General features: G+C 70.0%; 21 protein-coding genes. 11 read left to right on the forward strand and 10 right to left on the reverse strand.

Going from position 1 to position 20,136, the window contains the following annotated elements; translation table 11 throughout:
- Positions 1 to 9: 9 nt before the first annotated feature.
- The 7 genes from trpS to E1218_RS26940 form a co-directional block, all read right to left on the reverse strand.
- Positions 10 to 1,071: a tryptophan--tRNA ligase gene (gene trpS, locus E1218_RS26910; RefSeq protein WP_132325006.1), complete on the reverse strand. Its 1,062-nt coding sequence runs from the start codon at positions 1,069 to 1,071 to the stop codon at positions 10 to 12.
- Positions 1,072 to 1,178: 107 nt separating this feature from the next.
- Positions 1,179 to 1,583: a hypothetical protein gene (locus tag E1218_RS26915; RefSeq protein ID WP_202866207.1), complete on the reverse strand. Its 405-nt coding sequence runs from the start codon at positions 1,581 to 1,583 to the stop codon at positions 1,179 to 1,181.
- 93 nt (positions 1,584 to 1,676) lie between these two features.
- On the reverse strand, positions 1,677 to 3,023 hold the full coding sequence (gene ngcE, locus E1218_RS26920; protein ID WP_132325009.1) for an N-acetylglucosamine/diacetylchitobiose ABC transporter substrate-binding protein: 1,347 nt from the start codon (positions 3,021 to 3,023) through the stop codon (positions 1,677 to 1,679).
- Positions 3,024 to 3,049: 26 nt separating this feature from the next.
- Entirely contained in the window at positions 3,050 to 3,952 is a 903-nt protein-coding gene (locus E1218_RS26925; protein ID WP_132325012.1) for a carbohydrate ABC transporter permease, read from the reverse strand.
- Positions 3,953 to 3,962: 10 nt separating this feature from the next.
- Positions 3,963 to 4,874 (reverse strand): carbohydrate ABC transporter permease, encoded by a 912-nt coding sequence (locus tag E1218_RS26930; RefSeq protein WP_132325015.1) that lies wholly within the window; start codon positions 4,872 to 4,874, stop codon positions 3,963 to 3,965.
- Between the two features lie 82 nt (positions 4,875 to 4,956).
- The gene (gene ngcE / locus E1218_RS26935; RefSeq protein WP_132325017.1) at positions 4,957 to 6,378 is read right to left on the reverse strand and encodes an N-acetylglucosamine/diacetylchitobiose ABC transporter substrate-binding protein; all 1,422 of its coding nucleotides are present in this window, start codon (positions 6,376 to 6,378) and stop codon (positions 4,957 to 4,959) included.
- Positions 6,379 to 6,400: 22 nt separating this feature from the next.
- Positions 6,401 to 7,189, reverse strand: coding sequence for a sugar isomerase domain-containing protein (locus tag E1218_RS26940; protein WP_132325019.1), 789 nt, complete (start codon positions 7,187 to 7,189; stop codon positions 6,401 to 6,403).
- Between the two features lie 257 nt (positions 7,190 to 7,446).
- On the opposite strand from E1218_RS26940, the gene E1218_RS26945 reads away from it, so the two are divergent.
- Positions 7,447 to 8,436: an N-acetylglucosamine kinase gene (locus tag E1218_RS26945; RefSeq protein WP_233712492.1), complete on the forward strand. Its 990-nt coding sequence runs from the start codon at positions 7,447 to 7,449 to the stop codon at positions 8,434 to 8,436.
- An 11-nt stretch (positions 8,437 to 8,447) separates the two neighbouring features.
- On the opposite strand, the gene E1218_RS26950 is transcribed toward E1218_RS26945, so the two are convergent.
- Positions 8,448 to 8,831, reverse strand: coding sequence for a YciI family protein (locus tag E1218_RS26950; RefSeq protein WP_132325025.1), 384 nt, complete (start codon positions 8,829 to 8,831; stop codon positions 8,448 to 8,450).
- A gap of 168 nt (positions 8,832 to 8,999) precedes the next feature.
- Here E1218_RS26950 and E1218_RS26955 point away from each other — a divergent pair, with 168 nt between their 5' ends.
- Genes E1218_RS26955 through E1218_RS26965 form a run of 3 tightly spaced genes read left to right on the forward strand, consistent with a single transcriptional unit; the run spans position 9,000 to position 11,093 of the window.
- Positions 9,000 to 9,842, forward strand: coding sequence for an alpha/beta fold hydrolase (locus tag E1218_RS26955; protein WP_132325027.1), 843 nt, complete (start codon positions 9,000 to 9,002; stop codon positions 9,840 to 9,842).
- 55 nt (positions 9,843 to 9,897) lie between these two features.
- The gene (locus tag E1218_RS26960) at positions 9,898 to 10,776 is read left to right on the forward strand and encodes a serine/threonine-protein kinase (RefSeq protein ID WP_132325030.1); all 879 of its coding nucleotides are present in this window, start codon (positions 9,898 to 9,900) and stop codon (positions 10,774 to 10,776) included.
- 23 nt (positions 10,777 to 10,799) lie between these two features.
- Positions 10,800 to 11,093, forward strand: a complete 294-nt coding sequence (locus E1218_RS26965) for a hypothetical protein (protein ID WP_132325033.1) — start codon at positions 10,800 to 10,802, stop codon at positions 11,091 to 11,093.
- On the opposite strand, the gene E1218_RS26970 is transcribed toward E1218_RS26965, so the two are convergent.
- Positions 11,053 to 12,363 carry a hemolysin family protein gene (locus tag E1218_RS26970; RefSeq protein ID WP_132325036.1) on the reverse strand — a complete coding sequence of 437 codons (1,311 nt, stop codon included), beginning with the start codon at positions 12,361 to 12,363 and terminating at the stop codon, positions 11,053 to 11,055. The two genes, E1218_RS26965 and E1218_RS26970, sit on opposite strands and share 41 nt — an antisense overlap.
- A 167-nt stretch (positions 12,364 to 12,530) precedes the next feature.
- Between E1218_RS26970 and galT the strand changes: the two genes are divergently transcribed.
- Both galT and galK read left to right on the forward strand, forming a co-directional pair.
- Positions 12,531 to 13,577 (forward strand): galactose-1-phosphate uridylyltransferase, encoded by a 1,047-nt coding sequence (gene galT / locus E1218_RS26975; RefSeq protein ID WP_132325038.1) that lies wholly within the window; start codon positions 12,531 to 12,533, stop codon positions 13,575 to 13,577.
- Entirely contained in the window at positions 13,574 to 14,701 is a 1,128-nt protein-coding gene (gene galK, locus E1218_RS26980; protein ID WP_132325040.1) for a galactokinase, read from the forward strand. Before galT ends, galK begins: the two co-directional genes overlap by 4 nt.
- Positions 14,702 to 14,772: 71 nt before the next feature.
- Here the strand turns inward: galK and E1218_RS26985 are convergent, their stop codons facing one another.
- Positions 14,773 to 15,585 (reverse strand): DeoR/GlpR family DNA-binding transcription regulator, encoded by an 813-nt coding sequence (locus E1218_RS26985; protein WP_132325043.1) that lies wholly within the window; start codon positions 15,583 to 15,585, stop codon positions 14,773 to 14,775.
- Positions 15,586 to 15,666: 81 nt separating this feature from the next.
- On the opposite strand from E1218_RS26985, the gene E1218_RS26990 reads away from it, so the two are divergent.
- From E1218_RS26990 to E1218_RS37490, 5 genes are all read left to right on the forward strand, one after another.
- Positions 15,667 to 16,791 (forward strand): GNAT family N-acetyltransferase, encoded by a 1,125-nt coding sequence (locus tag E1218_RS26990; protein ID WP_132325046.1) that lies wholly within the window; start codon positions 15,667 to 15,669, stop codon positions 16,789 to 16,791.
- A gap of 138 nt (positions 16,792 to 16,929) precedes the next feature.
- The gene (locus E1218_RS26995) at positions 16,930 to 17,592 is read left to right on the forward strand and encodes a GNAT family N-acetyltransferase (protein ID WP_132325049.1); all 663 of its coding nucleotides are present in this window, start codon (positions 16,930 to 16,932) and stop codon (positions 17,590 to 17,592) included.
- Positions 17,593 to 17,689: 97 nt separating this feature from the next.
- The gene (locus E1218_RS27000) at positions 17,690 to 18,496 is read left to right on the forward strand and encodes a CAP domain-containing protein (protein WP_132325052.1); all 807 of its coding nucleotides are present in this window, start codon (positions 17,690 to 17,692) and stop codon (positions 18,494 to 18,496) included.
- Positions 18,497 to 18,695: 199 nt separating this feature from the next.
- Entirely contained in the window at positions 18,696 to 19,664 is a 969-nt protein-coding gene (locus E1218_RS27005; RefSeq protein ID WP_132325055.1) for a CAP domain-containing protein, read from the forward strand.
- Between the two features lie 222 nt (positions 19,665 to 19,886).
- Positions 19,887 to 20,136, forward strand: a 250-nt coding sequence (locus E1218_RS37490; RefSeq protein WP_233712493.1) for a hypothetical protein, incomplete at its 3' end; no start/stop codon positions are given.

Genomic DNA, 20,136 nt, shown 5'->3' on the forward strand with positions numbered 1-20,136 from the left:
TCCGGGGCCCTACCGGCCCGATCCGAGAGCCGGTCCGGGCACGAATCCCAGCCGGTCGTAGACCCGCTGCAGCGTCGGCTCGGTGACCGCGCGGGCACGCTCCGCCCCGGCGGCGAGGATCGCGTCCAGCTGGGCCTTGTCGTCCAGGTAGCCGAGCGTCTTCTCCCGGAACGGGGTGACGAACTCGACGACGACCTCGGCCAGGTCCTTCTTGAAGTCGCCGTACCCGCGCCCGGCGTACTCGTCCTCGAGCTCGCTGATCTTCCGGCCGGTGAGCGCGGAGTAGATCGTCAGCAGGTTGGCCACGCCGGCCTTGTTCTCCGGGTCGAAGACCACGTCGCGGCCGGAGTCGGTGACCGCGGAGCGGATCTTCTTCGCGCTCACCGACGGGTCGTCGAGCAGGTCGATGATGCCGGCCGGCGACGAGCTCGACTTGCTCATCTTGGCGGCCGGGTCCTGCAGGTCCGCGATCTTCGCGGTCTCCTTGACGATGTACGCCTCGGGCAGCCGGAAGGTCTTGCCGAACCGGTGGTTGAACCGCCCGGCCAGGTCGCGGGTCAGCTCGAGGTGCTGGCGCTGGTCCTCGCCGACCGGGACCCGGTCGGCCAGGTAGATCAGGATGTCCGCGGCCTGCAGGATCGGGTAGGTGAACAGGCCGACGGTGGCGCGGTCGGCGCCGCCCCTGGCCGACTTGTCCTTGAACTGCGTCATCCGGCTGGCCTCGCCGAACCCGGTCAGGCAGCCGAGCACCCAGCCCAGCTGGGCGTGCTCGGGCACGTGCGACTGGACGAACAGGGTGGACCGCTCCGGGTCGATCCCGGCCGCGAGCAGCTGGGCAACCGAGCGACGGGTCCGCTCCCGTAGCTGCTTGGGGTCGTACTCCACCGTGATCGCGTGCAGGTCGACGACGCAGTAGAACGCGTCGTGGTCGTCCTGCAGGGCCACCCACTGCCGCAACGCACCGAGGTAGTTGCCGAAGTGGAAGGAGTCCGCCGTCGGCTGGATCCCGGACAGCACCCGAGGGCGACGCTGGGAACCGGCTGCGGAGGGGTCAGACGCAGCTAGGGACATGACCCCGATTCTGCCAGCGCCCCCAGTCCGCTCCACACACGGGGCGGGTCCCCTCCCTCATAGGCCCCGCACTATGACGTGAGCCACGCTCCGGCGAGCGGCGGTGGCTACCAGGACCAGCCGCGGGCGGCCAGTTCCTGCTCCTCGTGGCGGCGTTTCTGCTCGCCGCGTTCGAGGTCGGCGCCCGCGGGGATGCCGGCCAGCCGGCAGGCCTCGTCGAGGAGGTCGTCGTACGCCGCCTCGACCGCCATCAGCCGGTGAGCGCGGGCATAGACCCGGGGCGCGGTCTCGATCCGCTGGATCTCCCCGGCGAGGTGTCCGAGCCGGGTCTGCAGGCGAAGTGTGTCGAACGGGTCAGGCGCGGGCACGGGCGGGTGGCGGAACCGCCTCGCCAGACGGTCCGCAGACTTCCCCAGCCGCCGGCGCCAGCGCGACGGCGGCGGCTGCGGCAGCACCAGGCTGAGCAGCCCGCACAGTCCCAGGAACAGGAGCAGGAGAGCTATCCACTCCATCGATCTCACCACCCTCTACCGAGGTTACGACGGCGGAATGCCGACGGCGAGGCCTTTTTCCTGCTCAGGCGGTGGGTCCAGGCGTTGCGGCTGTCAGTCCCGGTGGTACTTGGTGATCGCCTTGTCCTGTTTGAGCTTGTCGGCGGCCGACTGCACCCGGGCGGTCCACTCGGACAACTGCAGGCCGCCGGCGACGAACTGGCCGGTGGCCTCGGCCGCGGCGGTCGCGAACTCCGGATACCAGTCGGCGAAGTACCAGGTGATGACCTGGTCGCCGGCCGCGGACAGCAGGTCCCTCGCCGACCGGAGCGCCGTACCGATCTCCAGGCCGTCGGCGGCGCCGCGGACGATGGTGAGCTGGTTGGCCTCCTGGGTGACCTGGGTGGCGACGTCCTTGGACAGCATCGCCCGGAGGTACTCGAACCCGCCGGCCTCGTTCTTCGCCTTCGCCGGCACCAGGTACGGCGCGGTCGCCTCGACATGCAGGCCGCGGGCCAGCGCCGACGACCCGTCGAGCGGCGGGACGCCGATCATCGTGAGCGCGAAGTTCCGCGGGATCAGCGGCTTCATCTCGTTCTCGAGCCAGTTGCCGCAGGGCAGCAGGCCGGCCTTCGCGGCGAGGAAGCGCTTCTGCGAGGTGAGGTGGTCGAACTCGGCGGACCCGGGCGCGATCAGGCCGCGCTTGGCCAGGTCACCGGCCGCGCTGATCGCCCGGGTGACGCTCTCGTCCTTCCAGGCACCGTCCTCGAGGTTGTCGATCCGCTTGACCACGTCGTGCCCGCCGGTCTTCGCGGCCAGTGTGAGCACCATCTCCAGCAGGTAGTACGGGTGCGCACCGGCGTAGACGAACGGACCGAGCCCGGCGGCCTTCATCTCGGTGCCGAGGGCAAGCAGTTCGGGCCAGGTGCGCGGCACGTCCCAGCCGTACCGCTGGAACAGCGCCGCCGAGTACCACAGGCCGTACACGGTGGCGACGTAGTTCACCGTCCGCTGCGTCCCGTCGTACCGCCCGGCGTCCAGCATGCCCGGGAGTACGACGTCCTTCACGGTCACGTCGGCGTTGTCCCAGGCGGGCGCGTTCAGCAGCGGCCGCAGGTCGGACAGCTGCCCCTCGCGCACCAGCCGGCCGAGCTCGAGCCGCCCGTCGCCCGTGTTCAGCACGGCGTCCGGCGGGTTCCCGGCCGCGAACCGCGGCAGCAGCAGGTCCCGCAGCTTCGCCGTTACTGTCGGCGTCACGGTCGCCGCGGCATGCTTCTTCCGGTACGCCGCCGCCCCGAACCCGCCGTACTCCTCACCGGTCAGCACCTCGACCGGTTTGTCCAGCGCCGCCTTGAACGGGTTGTCCGGATCCACCTTCGGCGGCGGCGTCGTACCCGACGAACAGCCGCCCACCAGGGCGCCGGCCAGCGCGCCCTGGAGAACAGTCCGACGTTTCAGCACCCCGGCAGGTTAGCGTTCCCGCCGGTCTACTTGAGGGTCGCGCCGGTGAGGCCGGCCTGGACCTGGCGGTAGAAGACCAGGTAGACGGCGATGACCGGCACCATGGCGATGGTCAGCGCGGCGAACAGGGTGCCCCAGTCGTTCTCGTACCGTTGGCTGCCCAGCAGGGTCGCGATGCCCTGGGACAGCACCGGCCGCTCCGGAGACAGGAACGACGGCAGCACGAACTGGTTGAACTGACCCAGCACGTTGAAGATGCCGACGCTGATCAGGCCCGGCTTGGCCATCGGCAGCATCACCCGGAAGAACGTGCCGGCGTGCGAGGCGCCGTCGACCAGGGCGGCCTCGGCGATCGACGTCGGCAGCGTCCGGAAGAACGCGTGCATGAAGAACACGGTGAACGGCAGCGAGTAGGCGATGTAGACCAGGATCAGGCCCTGGTAGGTCGACACCATCCCGAAACCCTTGACCACGAAGAACAGCGGCACGATCGCCAGGAAGGTCGGGAACATCATCCCGGCCGCGAACAGGTAGTAGACGAACCGGTTCCCGGGGAACTCGTAGCGGGCCAGCACGTAGGCGACCATCGAGCCGAACAGCATGGTGCCGAAGACACCGCCGGCCACCACGACCAGGCTGTTGAACAGGTAGTCGCCGACACCCTTGTCCCAGGCCTTGGCGTAGTTGTCCCAGAGCAGTTCCTTCGGCAGCGCCCACGGATTGTCGCCGAAGATCTCGCCGGTGCTCTTCACCGACGCGATCACCGCCCACAGGAACGGCACAACGACCAGGACGCTCCACGCGATCAGCACCGTGTGGGAGAACACGTTCACCGGGCTGAAGGCACGGTCCTTGCCGCCGGCCGGCCGGACCGCGGGCGCGGGCTTCGCGCTGGTGTCCTCGACATCGATCTGTACAGGTACGGTCATCTCCGGCCCCTCAGTATTCGATCCGGTCGCGGCGTGTGGCCCGGAGCATGACAGCGGCGATGATCAGCGTCAGGAAGAACAGCACCACACCCATCGCCGAGGCGTAGCCGGCACGGCCGTACTGGAAGCCGTTGTCCGCGATCTGCAGACCCATCACCGTGGTGGAGTTGTCCGGACCGCCCGGCCCGGCGGTCATCACCGCGACCAGCGCGTACGCGTCCAGCGCGAGGATGGCCAGGTACACCCAGGACGTCTGGATGGTGTCCCACAGCAGCGGCAGGGTGATCCGGAAGAACGTCGACAGCCGGGTCGCGCCGTCGATGATGGCAGCCTCGAAGATGTCCTTGGGGATCCCGGACATGGCCGCGTTGAACAGCACCAGGTAGAACCCGACACTGCCCCAGATCAGCACCCACAGCACGCAGTACAGCGCGATATCGGGATTGGCCAGATACTCCGACGTCCCCAGGCCGATCGCCTTGGTGACGGAGTTGAGCAGCCCGCTGTCGGTCGAGGTCATCACCGTCGCCCAGATGACCGCGATGACCGGCACAGACAACACCTGCGGCAGGAAGAACGCCAGCTTGTAGAAGCCGTTCCCGCGCACGCCCTGGACGCCGGCGGCGTTCGCCCGCCCGCCGACGTTCAGCAGGTAGGCGAACACCAGGGCGAGGAAGATCGTGGCCAGCGGCAGCCCGATCAGCAGGATCAGGTTGTGCCCGAGCGCCTGGCGAAACACGCTGTCGTTGGCGAGGGTCCTGAAGTTGTCGAAACCCACGAACTTGAAATCCGGTGAGATCCCGGTCCAGTCGGTCAGCGAGTAGTAGAACGCCTGGACGAACGGGGAGATCACGAAGATCGCATACAACGCCAGTGGAATCGCGAGGAAACTCGCGACGAACCGATAACTGCCGTGCCGCATCTCTCTCCTTACAACAGACAGCTGAGCTGCGGGACTGTCGAAGCTCCCCACAGCTCAGCGTGCACCTGTCCCGTCAGCAGACTCAGCTGCGGGTCTGCTTCTTGGTGGCCGGGTCCTTGGCCGTGTCGTCGGCGAGCTTCTGCGCCCGGGCGCAGAACTCGTCGGCGGTGATGCGGGCCGCGGCCAGCTCGCCGTAAACGCTACGGATCGGCTTGTCCATCGTCGAGTACCAGGTGGCGAAGTACGTCGTCCAGTTGTTCTCCCCACCGGACTCCAGCAGCGCGTTGGCCGAGGACGCACCCGGGCTCAGCTTCAGACCCTCGGCGGCGCCCTTGACCACTGTCGGGGAGCCGGTCAGCTCGGTGAACTTGCCGGCCGCCTCCTTCGACAGCATGATCCGCAGGTACTCCAGCCCGCCGGCCTTGTTCTTCGCCTTCTCCGGCACGATGAAGTTCTCCCCGGCGCTGATCTCGGTGCAGTCCACCGGCAGCTTCGAGCCGTCGAGCAGCGGGGTGAAGGTCGCGGTGGTCTCGAAGTCCTTCGGTGCGACCGGCTTCTGCTCGTTCTCCAGCCACGAACCGGACGGGATGAACGCCGCCTTGCCCTGGTTCCAGGCCGTCTGGGACTGGATGTGGTCCAGGCCCTCGGTGCCCTGCATCATGTAGCCCTTGCCCTTGAGCTCCAGGATCGCCTCGGCCGCGGCCTTGATCGACTCGTGCTTCCAGGCGTTCGGCTCGAGCGAGTCGATCGCCTTGATCACCTCGTGGCCGCCGTGCTTGACCGCCATGTCCATCAGCACCTGGCCGATGTAGTAGGGGTGCTTGCCCTGGTGGGCCAGCGGCGCGATGCCGGCCTTCTTGATCTCCTCGCAGAGCGCGAGGAACTCCGTCCAGGTCTTGGCCGGCTCCCAGCCGTTCTTGGCGAACAGCGGCTTGTTGTACCACAACGCGTACACGGTGAGGACGTAGTCGAGCACCAGCGGCTTGCCCTCGAGCATCGCCGCCTCGAGCGTGATCGGCTCGACGGTGTCGCGGACCTTCTTGTTCGGGTCGTCGATCGACGGCGCGTCGAACAGCGCGGTCAGGTCCGCGAGCTGGCCCGAGCTGGCCAGCGTCGACATCGGCAGCAACGAGGCGCCGGAGTTGTCGATCACGTCCGGCGGGTTGCCGCCGTTGAACCGCGGCTGCAGCTGCGGCGTGATGTCGGTGATGCCGGCGTGCTTGATCGTGGTCTCGGGGAACTTCTTCTTGTACAGCTCCTCGTGCGCCTTGGCGTAGTCGTCGCCGTACCCGCCCTTGAAGATCACCACGTCCAGCGGGTCCGCGGCCTTGACGCCGAACGGGTTCTCCGTCGTCTGCTCGGCGCCGCCACCGCCGGTGTTGCCGTCGTCGCTGCCGCCGCTGGCGCACGCCGAGAGCAGCGTGCTGCCGCCGGTGGCGAGCAGCGTGCCGACCGCCGCGCGCTGCAGGAACAGCCGCCGCGACAGGTTGTCAGGAGTGGTCATGGGTCCCGCCTTCCGAGAGTGTTCATGCAGTACGCCGGATCCGGCCGGCGTACTGTGCTTCAAGGGCGTGGTTGTGGTCGTCGCCGCCCGGGATGTTCGCCGAGAGGTAGACCGGAGCGGTCTCACCTGCCTCGGTCAGCCGGCGCAGGACCTCGGCGACCAGCATCTGCGCGATCAGTGCCGCGGTGATGGAGGAGACCGCGCAGACCTTGCCGCCGCCGGGCAGGTCGAGCACGGAGTCGCCGTACGGTGCATGGTTGTCCAGCACCACGTCCGCGAAGTCGATGAGTTTCTTGCCGGAGGGGTGGCGCGAGTCCATCCCGCCGGTGTGCTGCAGTGAGGTGATCGCGATCAGCGGGTGGCCTTTCTCCTTCACCACGGTGGCGAACTCGACGATCGAGCCGTTCACCCCGGAGTTGGAGGCGATCACGAACAGGTCGGCCGGGTCCGGCTCGGCCAGGTCGTAGAGTCTGCGCGCGATCGACGGGTCGCGTTCCAGCTCGCCACCGCGGAGCAGCTCGATCGGCTCGCCGCCGAGCAGGACCAGGTCGCGCAGGGCGATCCGGTTGGTCGCGATCAGTCCGCCGGCCCGGCCGGCGATCTCCATCGCCAGCGCCTCGGAGTGACCGGAGCCGAAGGCCTGGATGACTCCGTTCTTGCGCAACGCGTCGGCCACCAGGTCGGCGGCCGGCTGGATCGGGCCGTCGATCTGCTCGGTGACGGCGGTCATGATCGGCGTCAGCGCATGAACATAAGCCTGCGCACTCACCCCGCCGGTCTCGCCTGGTCCGCCCTGGTTACTGCTGGCCATCAGCGGCCCCACCCCTCGACTAATGTGTTCGCCGCGACACACCTGGTGCCGACAACTGCGCAAGTTTGCGGTTTGCTGGACAGAACTTTTCTCAACTGGCAGCTAAAGTCAAGGCTCATCTCACTCTTCTCCCCAGATCGGGACCGTTGCGTGACCTTGCTTCTTATTGTCCATTAGGAACCTATTTCGAGCAGTTTGGAGCATTGCCTATGTCGGTCGAACGCCCGTTGCCGGAACCTGCGGACTCAGTGGTCTTGATGCCGGCATCGGCACTGGTCCTGGGCGGCGACCTCGGCGGCACCTCCACCCGGATCGTGATCGCGGACCATGAGGGCAACGTAGTCGGTCGCGGGGCGGCTGCGGGCGGAAATCCGACCAGCCACCCCGCAAGTGCCGCGGCCAACTTCGGCCAGGCGCTTCACGCGGCGCTGGCCGGGCTCGACGCCACCGCGGTCAGGGCCGCTGTCATCGGCGCGGCCGGCGGCTCCGCCCTCGCCCGGCCCGACGTCCGCGCGCAGTTCGACGCCGCCTGGGCGGGCGCCGGACTGACCGGCGAACCCGAGTTCATCGGCGACCTGGAGGTCGCTTTCGCCTCTGGTACGCCGGAACCGGACGGCGTCGTGCTGATCGCGGGCACCGGCAGCGCGGCCGGCCTGGTCCGCAACCACCAGCTGGTGCGCACGGCGGACGGCCACGGCTGGCTGCTCGGCGACGACGGCTCCGGCTTCTGGCTCGGCCGGGAGGCAGTGCGCAGTGTGTTGCGCAAACTGGATCTGGGTGAACCGATCGGTGTGCTGGGCCAGGCCGTCACCCAGGCGATCCTGCCCGGCCGCGACGAGCACCCGATCGCCCAGCGTGAGGGCTACGACATCCTGCGTGACGACCTGATCCGAGCGGTGAACAGCCGTCCGCCGGTGATGCTGGCCGAACTGGCGCGGACCGTGGTGTGGGCGTTCGAACAGAACGACGAGACCGCGCTCTCCTTGGTGAAACGCGCAGCCGAACTGCTCACAGAGACCCTCGAGCGACTGACGACAACGTCGGACAAGGGCCCGATGGTGCTCGCGGGCAGCGTCGCGGGTGAGGCATCTCCCGTCGGCCGGTTGATCCGGGCGACCGTCCACGACCACTTCTCCGGCGAAGTGCTGACCGCCCGGGACGGCGTCGGCGGCGCCACCTGGCTCGCCCTGGGCACCCTCGACCCCACCCTCGCCACCCGCGAGAACCACACCCGCCTGGTCAGCTGAGGCACGTCTTCCTAGTCGAACTCGGAGACCTGGCGGACCTCGACGGCGAAGAACTGCGCCTCCGGGATGGTGGCGGCGATCTCGTCGGCGCGCTCCGCCGTCGCGACGTCGATCAGGAAGACGCCGGCGAGTTGCTCCTTGGCCTCCGAGTACGGACCGTCCGTGGTGGCCCGGATGCCTTCGCGGACGCGAACCACCCGGGTCCGCGCCGGCGGTTCGAGCGGCACGGCAGTGATGAGCTCACCCGACTCCCGCAGTCCCGCCAGCAGGTCGGTCAACTGCTGGGCCAAGGCGTCTCGGGCCTTCTTCGGCAGCGCCCGCCCTTCCTCGGTGTGCAGGAACGACGGGTGGCTCCAGGTGATCGGGTTGCTGTGGATCAGCAGCAGGTACTTCATGTCCGTGTCCTTTCGGAGTCTGGCTGGATCTTCGCAGCAGAGGTCGGCGCCACCCGGGACAACTCGACATTTCGCCTCAGAGCGGGTCCGGCGGCCGGAATGTCGAGTCCACGGGCGGCCCTCCGACGTACCGCTCGCCGAGACCACTACGGACCTAGGGTGAGCGTCATGAACGAGACGGACTTCCGGCTGCCGGACGGCCGCACGCTGCACGTGTACGACACCGCGCCCGGCGACGACGGCCGGCTGCCGGTGTTCTGGCACCACGGCACCCCGAACCTGGGCACCCCGCCCGAGCCGTTGTTCGAGGCCGGCGACCGGCTCGGGATCCGCTGGCTCTCGTTCGACCGCCCCGGGTACGGCGGCTCGACCGCGGCGCCGGGGCGGACGATCGCCTCGGTCGCGGCCGACCTGACCACGGTCGCCGACGCGCTCGGGCTCGGCCGGTTCGCCCTGATGGGCTATTCCGGCGGCGGGTCGTACGCGCTCGGTGCCGCCGCGGTCCTCGGCGACCGGGTCGAGGCCGTGGTCACCTTCGCCGCCATCGCGCCGTATGACGCCTCCGGGCTCGACTGGTACGACGGGATGATCCCGTCCGGGCTCGTGTCCCTGCGGGCCGCGGCCGCGGGCCGGGAGGCGAAGCTCGCCCACGAAACCTCTGGCGCCGGGTACGACCCGGAGTTCACCGCGCGCGACCTGGCGATGCTCGACGGGCCGTGGGGCTGGCTCGGATCGGTCGCCGGTGACGAGTCGATGCCGGACGGTCCCGACGGCCTGGTCGACGACGACTGCTCCTACGTCGTTCCGTGGGACTGCGACCCGGCGACGATCACCGCGCCGACACTCCTCTGCCACGGCGAGGACGACCGGATCATCCCCTGCGCGCACGCCCGCTGGCTGGCCGGGCACATCCCGGCGGCCACGCTGTCGCTGCACCCCGGCGACAGCCACGTCTCGGTGCTCGGGCACGCTGTACCGGCCCTGGAACGAATCCGCGCGCAGGCCGGCTGACCGTGGCCATGGGCAACTGTGGATTCGGCAGGAGATCGCTGGGTACCGGAAGTGCGTGCTGCTGGCGAGTCGGTACCGACTGAACGAGGTCCTCGGCCATGGTGGGATGGGCGAGGTCTTCCGCGGTTGCGACGAGCTTCTCGGCCGGCCGGTGGCGGTCAAGCTGCTGCTCCCGCACCGCAACGATCCGTTCGCGGAGTCGCGGTTCCGGCGGGAGGCCCGGACCGCGGCGATGGTCAAGGACCCGCACGTGGTCGCGGCCTACGACTTCGGCCAGCAGGACGGCAACTACTACCTGGTGATGGAGTTGGTGGAGGGCCGCAGCCTCGCCCATGAACTCGCCCTGCGCGGCCCGCTCGAGCCCGAGCGGGCCGTCGACGTCGTGCGGCAGGCGGCCGCCGGGATCGCCGCGGCCCACCGGCGCGACATCGTCCATCGCGACATCAAGCCGGCCAACCTGCTGATCGACGCCGACGGGACGGTGAAGGTCGCCGACTTCGGCATCGCCCGGTTCGTCACCGACCCGCCCACCAGCGTGCCCGGCCAGGTCCTCGGCACGAGCCTTTACCTCGCTCCGGAGCGCGCCCGGGGCGAACCTGCCACCGGCGCCTCGGACGTCTACGCCCTCGGCTGCGTTCTCTACCAACTGGTGACCGGCCGGCCACCCTTCGACGGCGACGACCCGACCGACATCCTGTCCCAGCACGTCCGGACCGAACCGGTCCCGCCGAGCGAGACCTGTCCCGGCCTGGCCGGCCCCGTCGAGGACCTGCTGCTGCGGATGCTGGCGAAGGAGCCCACGCACCGGCCGAGCGCCACCGCCATCGCCGACGGGGCGGCGGTCCAGGAGCCTACGAACGGTTCGGGCCGGCACCGGCCACCACCGGTCGGGCGCTTCTGGCGCTGGGCACTGCCGAGCGCCGAAGCCCGCTGAGCCAGGAAATTCCGAGCAACAGCTTGACATCGCCGTACCCGCGACATTCCAGGCACGTCACTGGAGAAGGATCCGCGCCCCGGCTGACCGAGGACACGTCCCGCGGCCGGGCGTTCGGCGCCATCTCCGCCGCCGAGGGTGTCGCGGTGCTGGTCGGCATCGCCTCGGCCGGAGTTCTCGGCGAGCTCGTCGGCATCATTTCGGCGCTGATCCTCCAGGGTCTCGGGTACGTCGTCGGCGGCGCGGCCGTGCTCGGCTGCCGGCGGATGCTGTCGGCTACGACTCCTCGGGAACCGGTTGGTCTTCCGCGGGCCTGACCCGGTGGATCCGGACCCGGGCCACCCGGCGGCCGTCCATCTCGGTGACCGTCAGGGTGTGGCCGTCGATCGGCGTCTCGTCGCCGGCGGCCGGCACCCGGCCGAGACGCGCGGCGAGGAACCCGCCGACCGTCTCGTACGGGCCGTCGGGCAGCTCGACCCCGGTCTCGTCGGCGAAGTCGTCGAGGTTGAGCAGACCGTCCACCTCGATGTCGCCACTGCGCAGCCGGGTGGTCTCGACCGACTCCTCGTCGTACTCGTCCTTGATGTCGCCGATCAGCTCCTCGACCAGGTCCTCCAGCGTGACGATGCCCGCCGTACCGCCGTACTCGTCCAGGACGATGGCCAGGTGGGTCGAGCGCCGGCGCATCTCGGTCAGCGTGGGCAGCAGCTTCGCGGTGTCCGGCAGCAGCAGCACCTCGCGGGCCAGGTCGCCGACCCGGACCGAACGGGACGCGACCGCGGGGTCGAACAGGTCGCGGACATGCACGAACCCGACGATGTCGTCGGCCGAGCCGTTCATCACCGGGTACCGCGAGTGCGGCCGTTCGGCGGCGAACTTGACCGCCTTGTACGCCGGCATCTCGGAGTCGATGAAGTCGACCTCGGTGCGCGGCAGCATCAGCTCGCGCAACTGCCGGCTCCCGGCCTCGAACACGTCGTCGACGATCCGGCGCTCCTCCTCACCCAGTGACTCGTGCGCCGAGACCAGGTCGCGGAGCTCCTCGTCCGACATCACCTCACGGTTCGCGTTCGGGTCGCCACCGAGGGCACGGACCACCAGGTCGGTCGACCGCGAGAGCAGCCAGATCACCGGCCGGGCGATGGACGCGATCCGGTCCACCAGCGGGGCCAGGCCGAGCGCGAACGTCTCGGCCCGCTGCAGCGCGAGCCGCTTGGCCGCGAGCTCGCCGAGCACGATCGAGACGTAGGAGATGAGGATGGTGATCAGCACCAGCGCGACCGTGCCGGCCACGGACTCGGGCAGCCCGAGCTCCTGCAGGTGCGGGGACAGGCCGTCCGCCAGGGTCGCACCGCCGAAGGCGGCGGACAGGAAGCCCATCAGGGTCACGCCGATCTGGACGGCGGACAGGAACCGGTTCGGGTTGGCGGCCACCCGGGCCACCGTCTCGCCGCGCCGGCCCCGGTGCGACAGTGCCTTGAGCTGGCTCTCCCGGAGAGAGACCAGCGCCATCTCGGCTGCGGCAAAGACCCCACCGATCAGCACGAAGACGAGAATCAGGACGATGTTGAGCAGGGTGTCGTTCATGGGTGGGAGTTCCTAGCGCCCTCTCGTACGAACTCGAGAGGGCGTGCGTTGGGCGTAGTCGTCCATCCAGTCAGCCTACCGGTGGCCTGTATCACCGTGCATGTTCGACTTTGTTGGTTTACGATGACTTCTGGCTGTCCGTGTCGGTCGGCCGGGAGGGTCACACGATGAACACACCGCGCGGCGCGCGCCGGACGGACACCACCCTGTCCGACGGTCGCGAGCTGATCTACTACGACCCGGCCGACGCGCCGGTCCGGGTGCCGGTGGAGGACACCCGCGGCCTGCCGGCCCCGCAGCCGCAGGTCGAGTTGCGGACCGACCCGCTGACCGGTGACGTCATCACCTACGCGACCCACCGCAACACCCGGACCTACCTGCCCCCGGCCGACCAGTGCCCGCTGTGCGCGAGCAAGCTGGGCAACCCGACCGAGATCCCGGACCTCGACTACAACGTGGCCGTGTTCGAGAACCGGTTCCCCTCCTTCGCCGGACCCGGCCGGACCGAGGTGGTCTGCTTCACCAGCGACCACAACAAGTCCTTCACCGACCTGTCCCAGGGCCAGGCCCGGCTGGTGGTCGACGCCTGGGCCGACCGGACCGCCGAGCTGAGCGCCCGCGAGGACGTCGAGCACGTCTTCCCGTTCGAGAACCGCGGTCGCGAGATCGGCGTGACACTGAGCCACCCGCACGGCCAGATCTACGCCTACCCGTTCCTGCCGCCGCGGATGCGCACCCTGCTGGCGCGCGCCCGCGAGCACAAGGCGGTTGCCGGCAGCAACTTGTTCGCCGACGTCCTGGCCGGCGAGAAGAAGGACGGCACCCGGGTCGTCGCGGAGAACACCAACTGGACCGCCTTCGTGCCCGAGGCCGCCCGCTGGCCGGTCGAGGTGCACCTGTACCCGCACCGCCAGGTCGCCGACCTCAGCGAGCTGTCGGTCGGCGAGCGCGACGACTTCGCCGAGCTCTACCTGGACGTCCTGCAGCGGCTCGACGGCCTGTACGGCGACCCGCTGCCCTATATCGCGGCCTGGCACCAGGCCCCGGTCCGGGTCGACCGCGAGCTGGGCTACCTGCACCTCGAGGTGTTGTCGATCCGCCGGGCCGCGGACAAGATCAAGTACCTGGCCGGCTCGGAGTCCGGGATGGGCGCGTTCATCAGTGACACCCGGCCCGAGGACGTGGCCGAGACCTTGCGGAGGATGGGTTCGTGAGCTTCGAGGACGTGTTCGGCGTCGCTCCGGAAGGCAGCTGGCGGGCTCCCGGCCGGGTCAACCTGATCGGCGAGCACACCGACTACAACGACGGTCTGGTGCTGCCGATCGCGCTGCCGAACCGCATCCAGGTGACCGCGTCCGCGCGGGCCGACGGCCGGATCGCGGTGGCGTCCAGCGGGCACTCCGGCGTGGTCGAGTTCGCGATCGACGAGCTGGAACCAGGCTCCGTCGGCGACTGGGCGGCGTACCCCGCCGGTGCGGCCTGGGTGCTGCGCGAGTCCGGCTACGCGATCGGCGGCGCGAACCTGCTGATCGACTCCGACCTGCCGTCCGGAGCCGGGCTGTCGTCCTCGGCCGCCCTGCTGTGCGCGACCTCGGTCGCACTGCTCGGGCTGCTCGACCTCGAGGTCGACCCGGCCGAGGTCGCCCGCCTCGCCCAGAAGGCCGAGAACCGGTACGTCGGTGCGCCGGTCGGCCTGATGGACCAGATGGCGTCGATGTGCTGCACCGCCGGGCACGCGCTGTACTTCGACATCCGCGCGATGTCGACCGACCAGATCCCGTTCGACCCGGCCGCCGACGGCCTCGCGCTGCTGGTCGTCGACGTCAAGGCCCCGCACCGGCACGTCGACGGTGAGTACGCCGCCCGCCGCACGAGCTGCGAGGAGGCCGCGGCTTTGCTCGGCGTCCCGGCACTGCGATCGATCGCGTTCGAAGACCTCGGCGACGCCCTCGACCGGTTGCCGGACGACGTGGCCCGGCGCCGGGTGCGGCACGTGGTGACGGAGATCCGCCGGGTCGAGGAGGCGGTCGAGCTGATGCGCTCCGGCCGGCTGCGTGCGGTGGGACCGCTGTTCACCGCGTCGCACGCGTCCCTGCGCGACGACTTCGAGATCACCGTGCCGGAGCTCGACGTCGCGGTCGACACCGCCCTCGAGGCCGGTGCGCTCGGCGCCCGGATGACCGGCGGCGGTTTCGGCGGCTGCATCATCGCGCTCACCGAGGCGGACGCGGCCCGCGCCGTACTGTCGGCGATCGAGAAGGCCTTCGCCGACCACGGTTTCCGGGCCCCGAGCTCGCTGGCCGCGGACCCGTCAGCCGGTGCGTCCCGCGTCGACTAGGTCGTCGGACGCGCTCCCGTTCGCTCAAGGGTCCAGAGCCCGGTGGGGCCGGCCGAGCGGCTCCGGGCGGCTCAGGAAGTGATGACGAGCTCACACCCCGTGTCGCGCATCGCCTTGCGGGCCTGGGCGGAGAGGCCGGTGTCGGTGACGATGACGTCCAGGTCCGCCCAGGTGGCGAACGTGCTCAGGCCGACCGTGCCCCACTTGGTGTGATCGGCGACCACGACCACCTCGCGGCTGGCGGCGATGAAGGACCGGTTGGTCTCGGCCTCCATCAGGTTCGGCGTGCTCAGGCCGTGCTCGGCGTCGACACCGTGCGCACCGAGGAACAGCAGGTCGAGGTGCAGCGAGCCCAGCGCGGCCGTCGCGATCGGGCCGACCAGGGCGTCGGACGGAGTCCGGATGCCGCCGATCAGCACCACCGTCCGGTCGGAGCGACTGTTGCCGTGGAACACGTCCGCGATCCGGGCCGAGTTCGTCACGACCGTCAGGTTCTCCACCCGGAGTAGTTGACGGGCCAGGGCGTACGTCGTGGTCCCGGCGCCGATCCCGATCGCACTGTCCGGCTGGACCCGGCTGGCGGCCTCGGCCGCGATCGCCTGCTTGGCGGCCGACTCCTGGGTCAGCTTGGCGTCGAACCCCGGCTCGTGCGCGCTGCGCAGGCCGACCGATGTGGCCCCGCCGTGCACCTTGTGCAGCAGCCCGCTGGAGTCCAGCGCGTCCAGGTCGCGGCGGATCGTCATGTCCGACACCCCGAACCGCTCCACCAGCTCGGCCACCGTGACCGCACCACGACTGTTGACCTCGGCAACGATCGTGGCCTGCCGCTGGGCGGCCAGCTGCCCTCCCCGGCCCCGCGGTGCCTCTGCTCCGGCTGCGTTCACGGTCCACAGCCTAGTGGCGATACGGCGGTCTGTCAGGGAAATCTCGTTGCCCCGGCGGGTGGGGAGTTGTCACGCTGAGACATGCGATTCCCCGAGGACGTGCCCGTGCTGACCGATGACGTGGTGACCTTGCGTGCGCACACCGAGGCCGACATCGACCCGGCGTACGTGATGTGCCAGGACCCGGAGATGCAGCGCTGGACCACGATCCCGGTCCCCTACCGGCGCGAGAACGCCGTCGCCTTCCTGACCGAGCTCGTCCCCAACGGCTGGCGTGACGGCGGGATGTGGGCCTGGGCGATCGAGTACGACGGCCGGTACGCCGGGACCGTCGACCTGCGCGACGGCGAGGGCCGGGTCGGCGAGGTCGGGTTCGCGGTCGGACCCGACGTCCGCGGCGCCGGAGTGATGACGCGGGCGCTGCACCTGGTGGTCCGGTACGCGTTCGACGTCCTCGGCTGGGACCGGGTGATCTGGCGGGCGTTCGCCGGCAACTGGGCTTCCCGCCGGGTCGCGTGGAAGGCGGGGTTCCGCGGTCTGGTCGTCGTACCTGGTGGCGGGAAGGCCCGGAACGTGCGGCACGACGAATGGATCGCGACGATCGGGCGGGAGGACACGCTCGAGCCGCAGGGCGACTGGTGGAAGGCCACGGTGCTCGAAGGCGACGGTCTGAGGCTGCGGCCGTTCCGGCCCGAGGACGCGGAGCGGATCGTCGAGGCCTGCAACGACGAGCGGACCCAGCACTGGTTGGCGGGCTTGCCGTCGCCGTACACGCTGCAGGACGCGCAGACCTTCATGGACGGCCGGATGGAACCGCAGGCGACCGGCGAAGGCGTCTCGTGGGCGATCGCCGATCTCGCGACCGACGAACTGCTGGGCTGTGTCAGCGTCTTCGGCATGACCCGCCGCCTGGATCCGACCGTGGGCGAGATCGGGTACTGGATGCACCCCGCAGCCCGGGGTCGCAAGGTGATGTCGACGGCGGTGCGGATGGTCGTCGACCATGCCTTCACGCCGGTCGCCGACGGGGGCCTGGGCCGGCGCCGGCTGGTGCTGTTCGCTGCCGACGGCAACAGCGCGTCGGCCCACGTTGCCGAGGTCAACGGGTTCACCCGTTTCGGCACCGAGCGGTCCGCGGCGGCCCGCCGGGACGGGTCGTACGTCGACCACCACGGCTTCGACCTGCTGGCCGCGGAACGGACCTGATTCACCGGTCCCGAGGGGTTGCCGCCGCGGGCCCGGAGCGGTAGTGGTGACGGTCCGGAACCGGTGATGTACGGCCAGTTGGTGTCAGACGACACTGTTCCCCTCGCCGTCTCGCCATCCGGCTGCTTGAATCGACGGGTGAGAGATCGTGAGGAGCTCGTCCGCCGCTGGCAGGCCGGGTGGTCGGTTTCGAGGGGCTGGACCACCGTGGAGGACGACAACGACGGCATCCTGACCGTCCGTGCGGGCGAGGAGAACCGCGCGATGGAGTACGTCGTACTGGACGCCGACGACAAGCCGGAACGGGTCGAACGTGCCGCCGAGCTGGCCCTGGCCGCCGGCGGCGGCCGCGGCGCCGGCTGGATCACGCTGGCGACCGACGACAAGGAAGCCCGGATCGAGCAGCTGGAGGATCTCGGCCTCGAGGTGCAGCAGGACCAGGACTGGCTGATGACCATCCAGCTGTCCGAACAGCCCGCGCTGAAGCTGCACGAGCGCTACGCCCTGCACACCGAGCTCGAGTCCGACCTCATCATCACCCGGGCCACGCTGCACGGCGGCGTGGTGTCGAGCGGGCGGATGGCCGTGGTCGGCGAGGACGCGGTCGCGGACCGGATCGAGACCGACCCGGCACACCGGCGGCGCGGGCTCGGCAGTGCGGTGATGGCGTCGCTGGTCGAGACGGCCGCGGCCCAGGGGGCCAAGCGCGGCATCCTGATCGCCTCGATCGACGGCCTGCGGCTCTACCGCAGCCTCGGCTGGAAGGTGGTCGCGGACATCGTCATCGCACGTTCCCGGTGACCCTCGTCACGTTCAAACGCATGACATTGTCAAAGGTTCGTGAAGTGCGGGCCGGGCGGGGAGTCACCCGCGCGCGGCGTGGGCAAGGCTTCGCACCATGACGAGCCACAAACGCCCGCAGCAGCGCTTCGGAGTGATCGGGCCGGTTCTGGCCGCACTCACGGCTCTGGTGCTGATCGCCGGCGTCGGGTGGTTCGTGCTGGACCGGACCTCGGACGTCCTGACCAGCCAGGACAGGCCGTTGACCACCACGACGGACGAGTCCTCCGCCACGCCACCTGTGACCCCGTCGGCCACCGGCTCGCGCTGGACGACGCCGACGCCGGTACCGACCGCCACCCCGACCCGGCCGAAGGCCACGAGGACAACCCCCACCCCGGCCCGGCGGCGCTCGACCACGGCACCGAGCCGGGACGGCTCCCGGACTCCGAAGCCGTCGCCGAGGCCGACCCGCACGAGCACCAAGCCGACGGCCACCAAGACGACGACCACCGCGCCGTCCGGCGGATCGGGGACGCCGGAGGCGCAGGTGCTGAAGCTCACCAACGACGAGCGCGCCAAGGCCGGCTGCGGTCCCCTCAGGACGAACAGCGCTCTGACCAGGTCCGCGGAGGGGCATGCGGCCGACATGGTCGACCGGCACTACTTCTCGCACGACAGCCTCGACGGCCGCAGCCCGTTCGACCGGATGAAGGCGGCCGGCTTCCGCGGCGGCGCGATGGCCGAGAACATCGCCGTCGGCTACCAGAGCCCGGCGGCCGTGGTCGAGGGCTGGATGAACAGCGACGGGCACCGCCGGAACATCCTCAACTGCACCTACACGATGATCGGCGTCGGGTACGACGCCGGCCAGGTGAAACCCGAGTGGGGCAACGGCAGCTGGGTGCAGAACTTCGGCGGCTGAACCGCCGCGCCGAGCGCGTTCGTCGATCACTTCCCGGCGAACCTTCGGGAAGTGTTAAGAGCCGTCGCCGAACTGTAACGGTGACCTCACTCCTCGGTTAAGGTCGCTGTTCGGTGACCAGGGGGGACCTGGCAACAGAACTGAACACGGGGAACGACGAGCACTCGGTACGACGAAAACGAAGAGGATTCGCCCACCCATGACGGATTCGCCTACCCCCCGGCGACACCGCGGCAGTCGACGAGCTTCCCGGCGGAGCCGTGGCCTGATCGGCCCGATCGTCAGCGCGCTGTCCGTACTCCTCGCCATCGGCCCGGTGGTCTGGCTGATGTCCCGCGACAGCTCGACGGTCGACGACGCCACCAAGGTCCTGAACGTGTCCGAGGACACCTGGGACGACGGCGGCCGCTCGGTTGTCGAGGGCACCAAGTTCTCCGGTGCACCGGACGGCGCGGTCACCAGGACGCAGCCGGACGGCACCACCGCGACCGTCGCCGGTACGCCGGCCCTCGGTTCGACCGCGTCGACCTCGACCTCGGACACGCCGGCCACCACGCCGCCGGGGACGCCGGGGACGCCGGCGAGCATCGTCAGCACGCCGACCGGCAGCCTGACCGCCGTGACGGTCAGCCCGACCGCGTCGCGCACCGCGAACACGAGGAACACCTCGAAACCGCGGCCGACGCGCACCACGCCGACGAAGCCCGAGACGACCGAGCCGCGCCCGAGTGAGACGGCCACGTCGCGGCCGCCGGCCGACGGCGGCGGCACGAACTCGCAGGAGCGGGCCGTCCTGAACTACACCAACCAGATCCGCGAGCAGCAGGGCTGCGGCCCGCTCCGGCTGGACGGCGCACTCGTAGAGGCGGCCGGCCGGCACGCCTCCGACATGGTGCGCCGGCGCTACCTGGACCACACGAACCCCGACGGCCAGGACCCGGGCGACCGGATGGCGGCCGCCGGCTACCGCGGCTCCGGCTGGGGCGAGAACATCGCCGCCGGCTACGACAGCGCGCAGAAGGTCGTCGCGGCCTGGATGAGGAGCGAAGGACATCGCAGGAACATCCTGAACTGCCGGTTCACCTCGATCGGCATCGGCTACGACCCCGGCCAGGTCCGGTCCGACTGGGGACCGGGCAGCTGGGTGCAGGACTTCGGCCGGAGCTAGGCAGGAATGTCATTGTGTCGAACGCACCGAGTGTGGCGGAGACGTTGTCTCACAGCCACAATGTCCGGTCGGTTCACGGCCGGTCACCGCGGGTAGATCCGTCCTTGTCATGTCGCCGGACCCTCCAGGGGGCTCCGGCGAGACGTACGTCGATGAGGCATGTCTTGGGTCGACGATCGTCCACGTCCAGTGGGCGGAGACAGTGAAGGGACCAAGCGAATAATGTCCGAGTCCGGCAACGGCCGGTACAAGCCGCGCAGGAAGGCGACCCGGGCCGCACCTCGCGGATCGCGAGCCGGCGCGGCTCGGCCCACACCGGCGGAGACCCCTCCGCCGACCCCACCGGAGCCGCCCCGGTACGCACCGCGGACGAGTGACGAGTCCCCGTTCTGGGCGACCGCACAATCCGCGGGCGCGGCGAACGAGTCGCCGTTCTGGGCCGACACCCAGTCCACCCCCGGCGCCGGTACCC

The sequence above is a fragment of the Kribbella turkmenica genome (genome assembly GCF_004348725.1).
GTDB lineage: Bacteria > Actinomycetota > Actinomycetes > Propionibacteriales > Kribbellaceae > Kribbella > Kribbella turkmenica.

What these genes read in the sequence shown, in the direction of transcription:
- trpS (WP_132325006.1), bottom strand. Translation starts at nt 1,071, where the DNA reads ATGTCCCTAGCTGCGTCTGACCCCTCCGCAGCCGGTTCCCAGCGTCGC.
- E1218_RS26915 (WP_202866207.1), bottom strand. Translation starts at nt 1,583, where the DNA reads ATGGAGTGGATAGCTCTCCTGCTCCTGTTCCTGGGACTGTGCGGGCTG.
- E1218_RS26925 (WP_132325012.1), bottom strand. Translation starts at nt 3,952, where the DNA reads ATGACCGTACCTGTACAGATCGATGTCGAGGACACCAGCGCGAAGCCC.
- E1218_RS26930 (WP_132325015.1), bottom strand. Translation starts at nt 4,874, where the DNA reads ATGCGGCACGGCAGTTATCGGTTCGTCGCGAGTTTCCTCGCGATTCCA.
- ngcE (WP_132325017.1), bottom strand. Translation starts at nt 6,378, where the DNA reads ATGACCACTCCTGACAACCTGTCGCGGCGGCTGTTCCTGCAGCGCGCG.
- E1218_RS26940 (WP_132325019.1), bottom strand. Translation starts at nt 7,189, where the DNA reads ATGGCCAGCAGTAACCAGGGCGGACCAGGCGAGACCGGCGGGGTGAGT.
- E1218_RS26945 (WP_233712492.1), top strand. Translation starts at nt 7,447, where the DNA reads ATGCCGGCATCGGCACTGGTCCTGGGCGGCGACCTCGGCGGCACCTCC.
- E1218_RS26950 (WP_132325025.1), bottom strand. Translation starts at nt 8,831, where the DNA reads ATGAAGTACCTGCTGCTGATCCACAGCAACCCGATCACCTGGAGCCAC.
- E1218_RS26955 (WP_132325027.1), top strand. Translation starts at nt 9,000, where the DNA reads ATGAACGAGACGGACTTCCGGCTGCCGGACGGCCGCACGCTGCACGTG.
- E1218_RS26970 (WP_132325036.1), bottom strand. Translation starts at nt 12,363, where the DNA reads ATGAACGACACCCTGCTCAACATCGTCCTGATTCTCGTCTTCGTGCTG.
- galT (WP_132325038.1), top strand. Translation starts at nt 12,531, where the DNA reads ATGAACACACCGCGCGGCGCGCGCCGGACGGACACCACCCTGTCCGAC.
- E1218_RS26990 (WP_132325046.1), top strand. Translation starts at nt 15,667, where the DNA reads ATGCGATTCCCCGAGGACGTGCCCGTGCTGACCGATGACGTGGTGACC.
- E1218_RS27000 (WP_132325052.1), top strand. Translation starts at nt 17,690, where the DNA reads ATGACGAGCCACAAACGCCCGCAGCAGCGCTTCGGAGTGATCGGGCCG.
- E1218_RS27005 (WP_132325055.1), top strand. Translation starts at nt 18,696, where the DNA reads ATGACGGATTCGCCTACCCCCCGGCGACACCGCGGCAGTCGACGAGCT.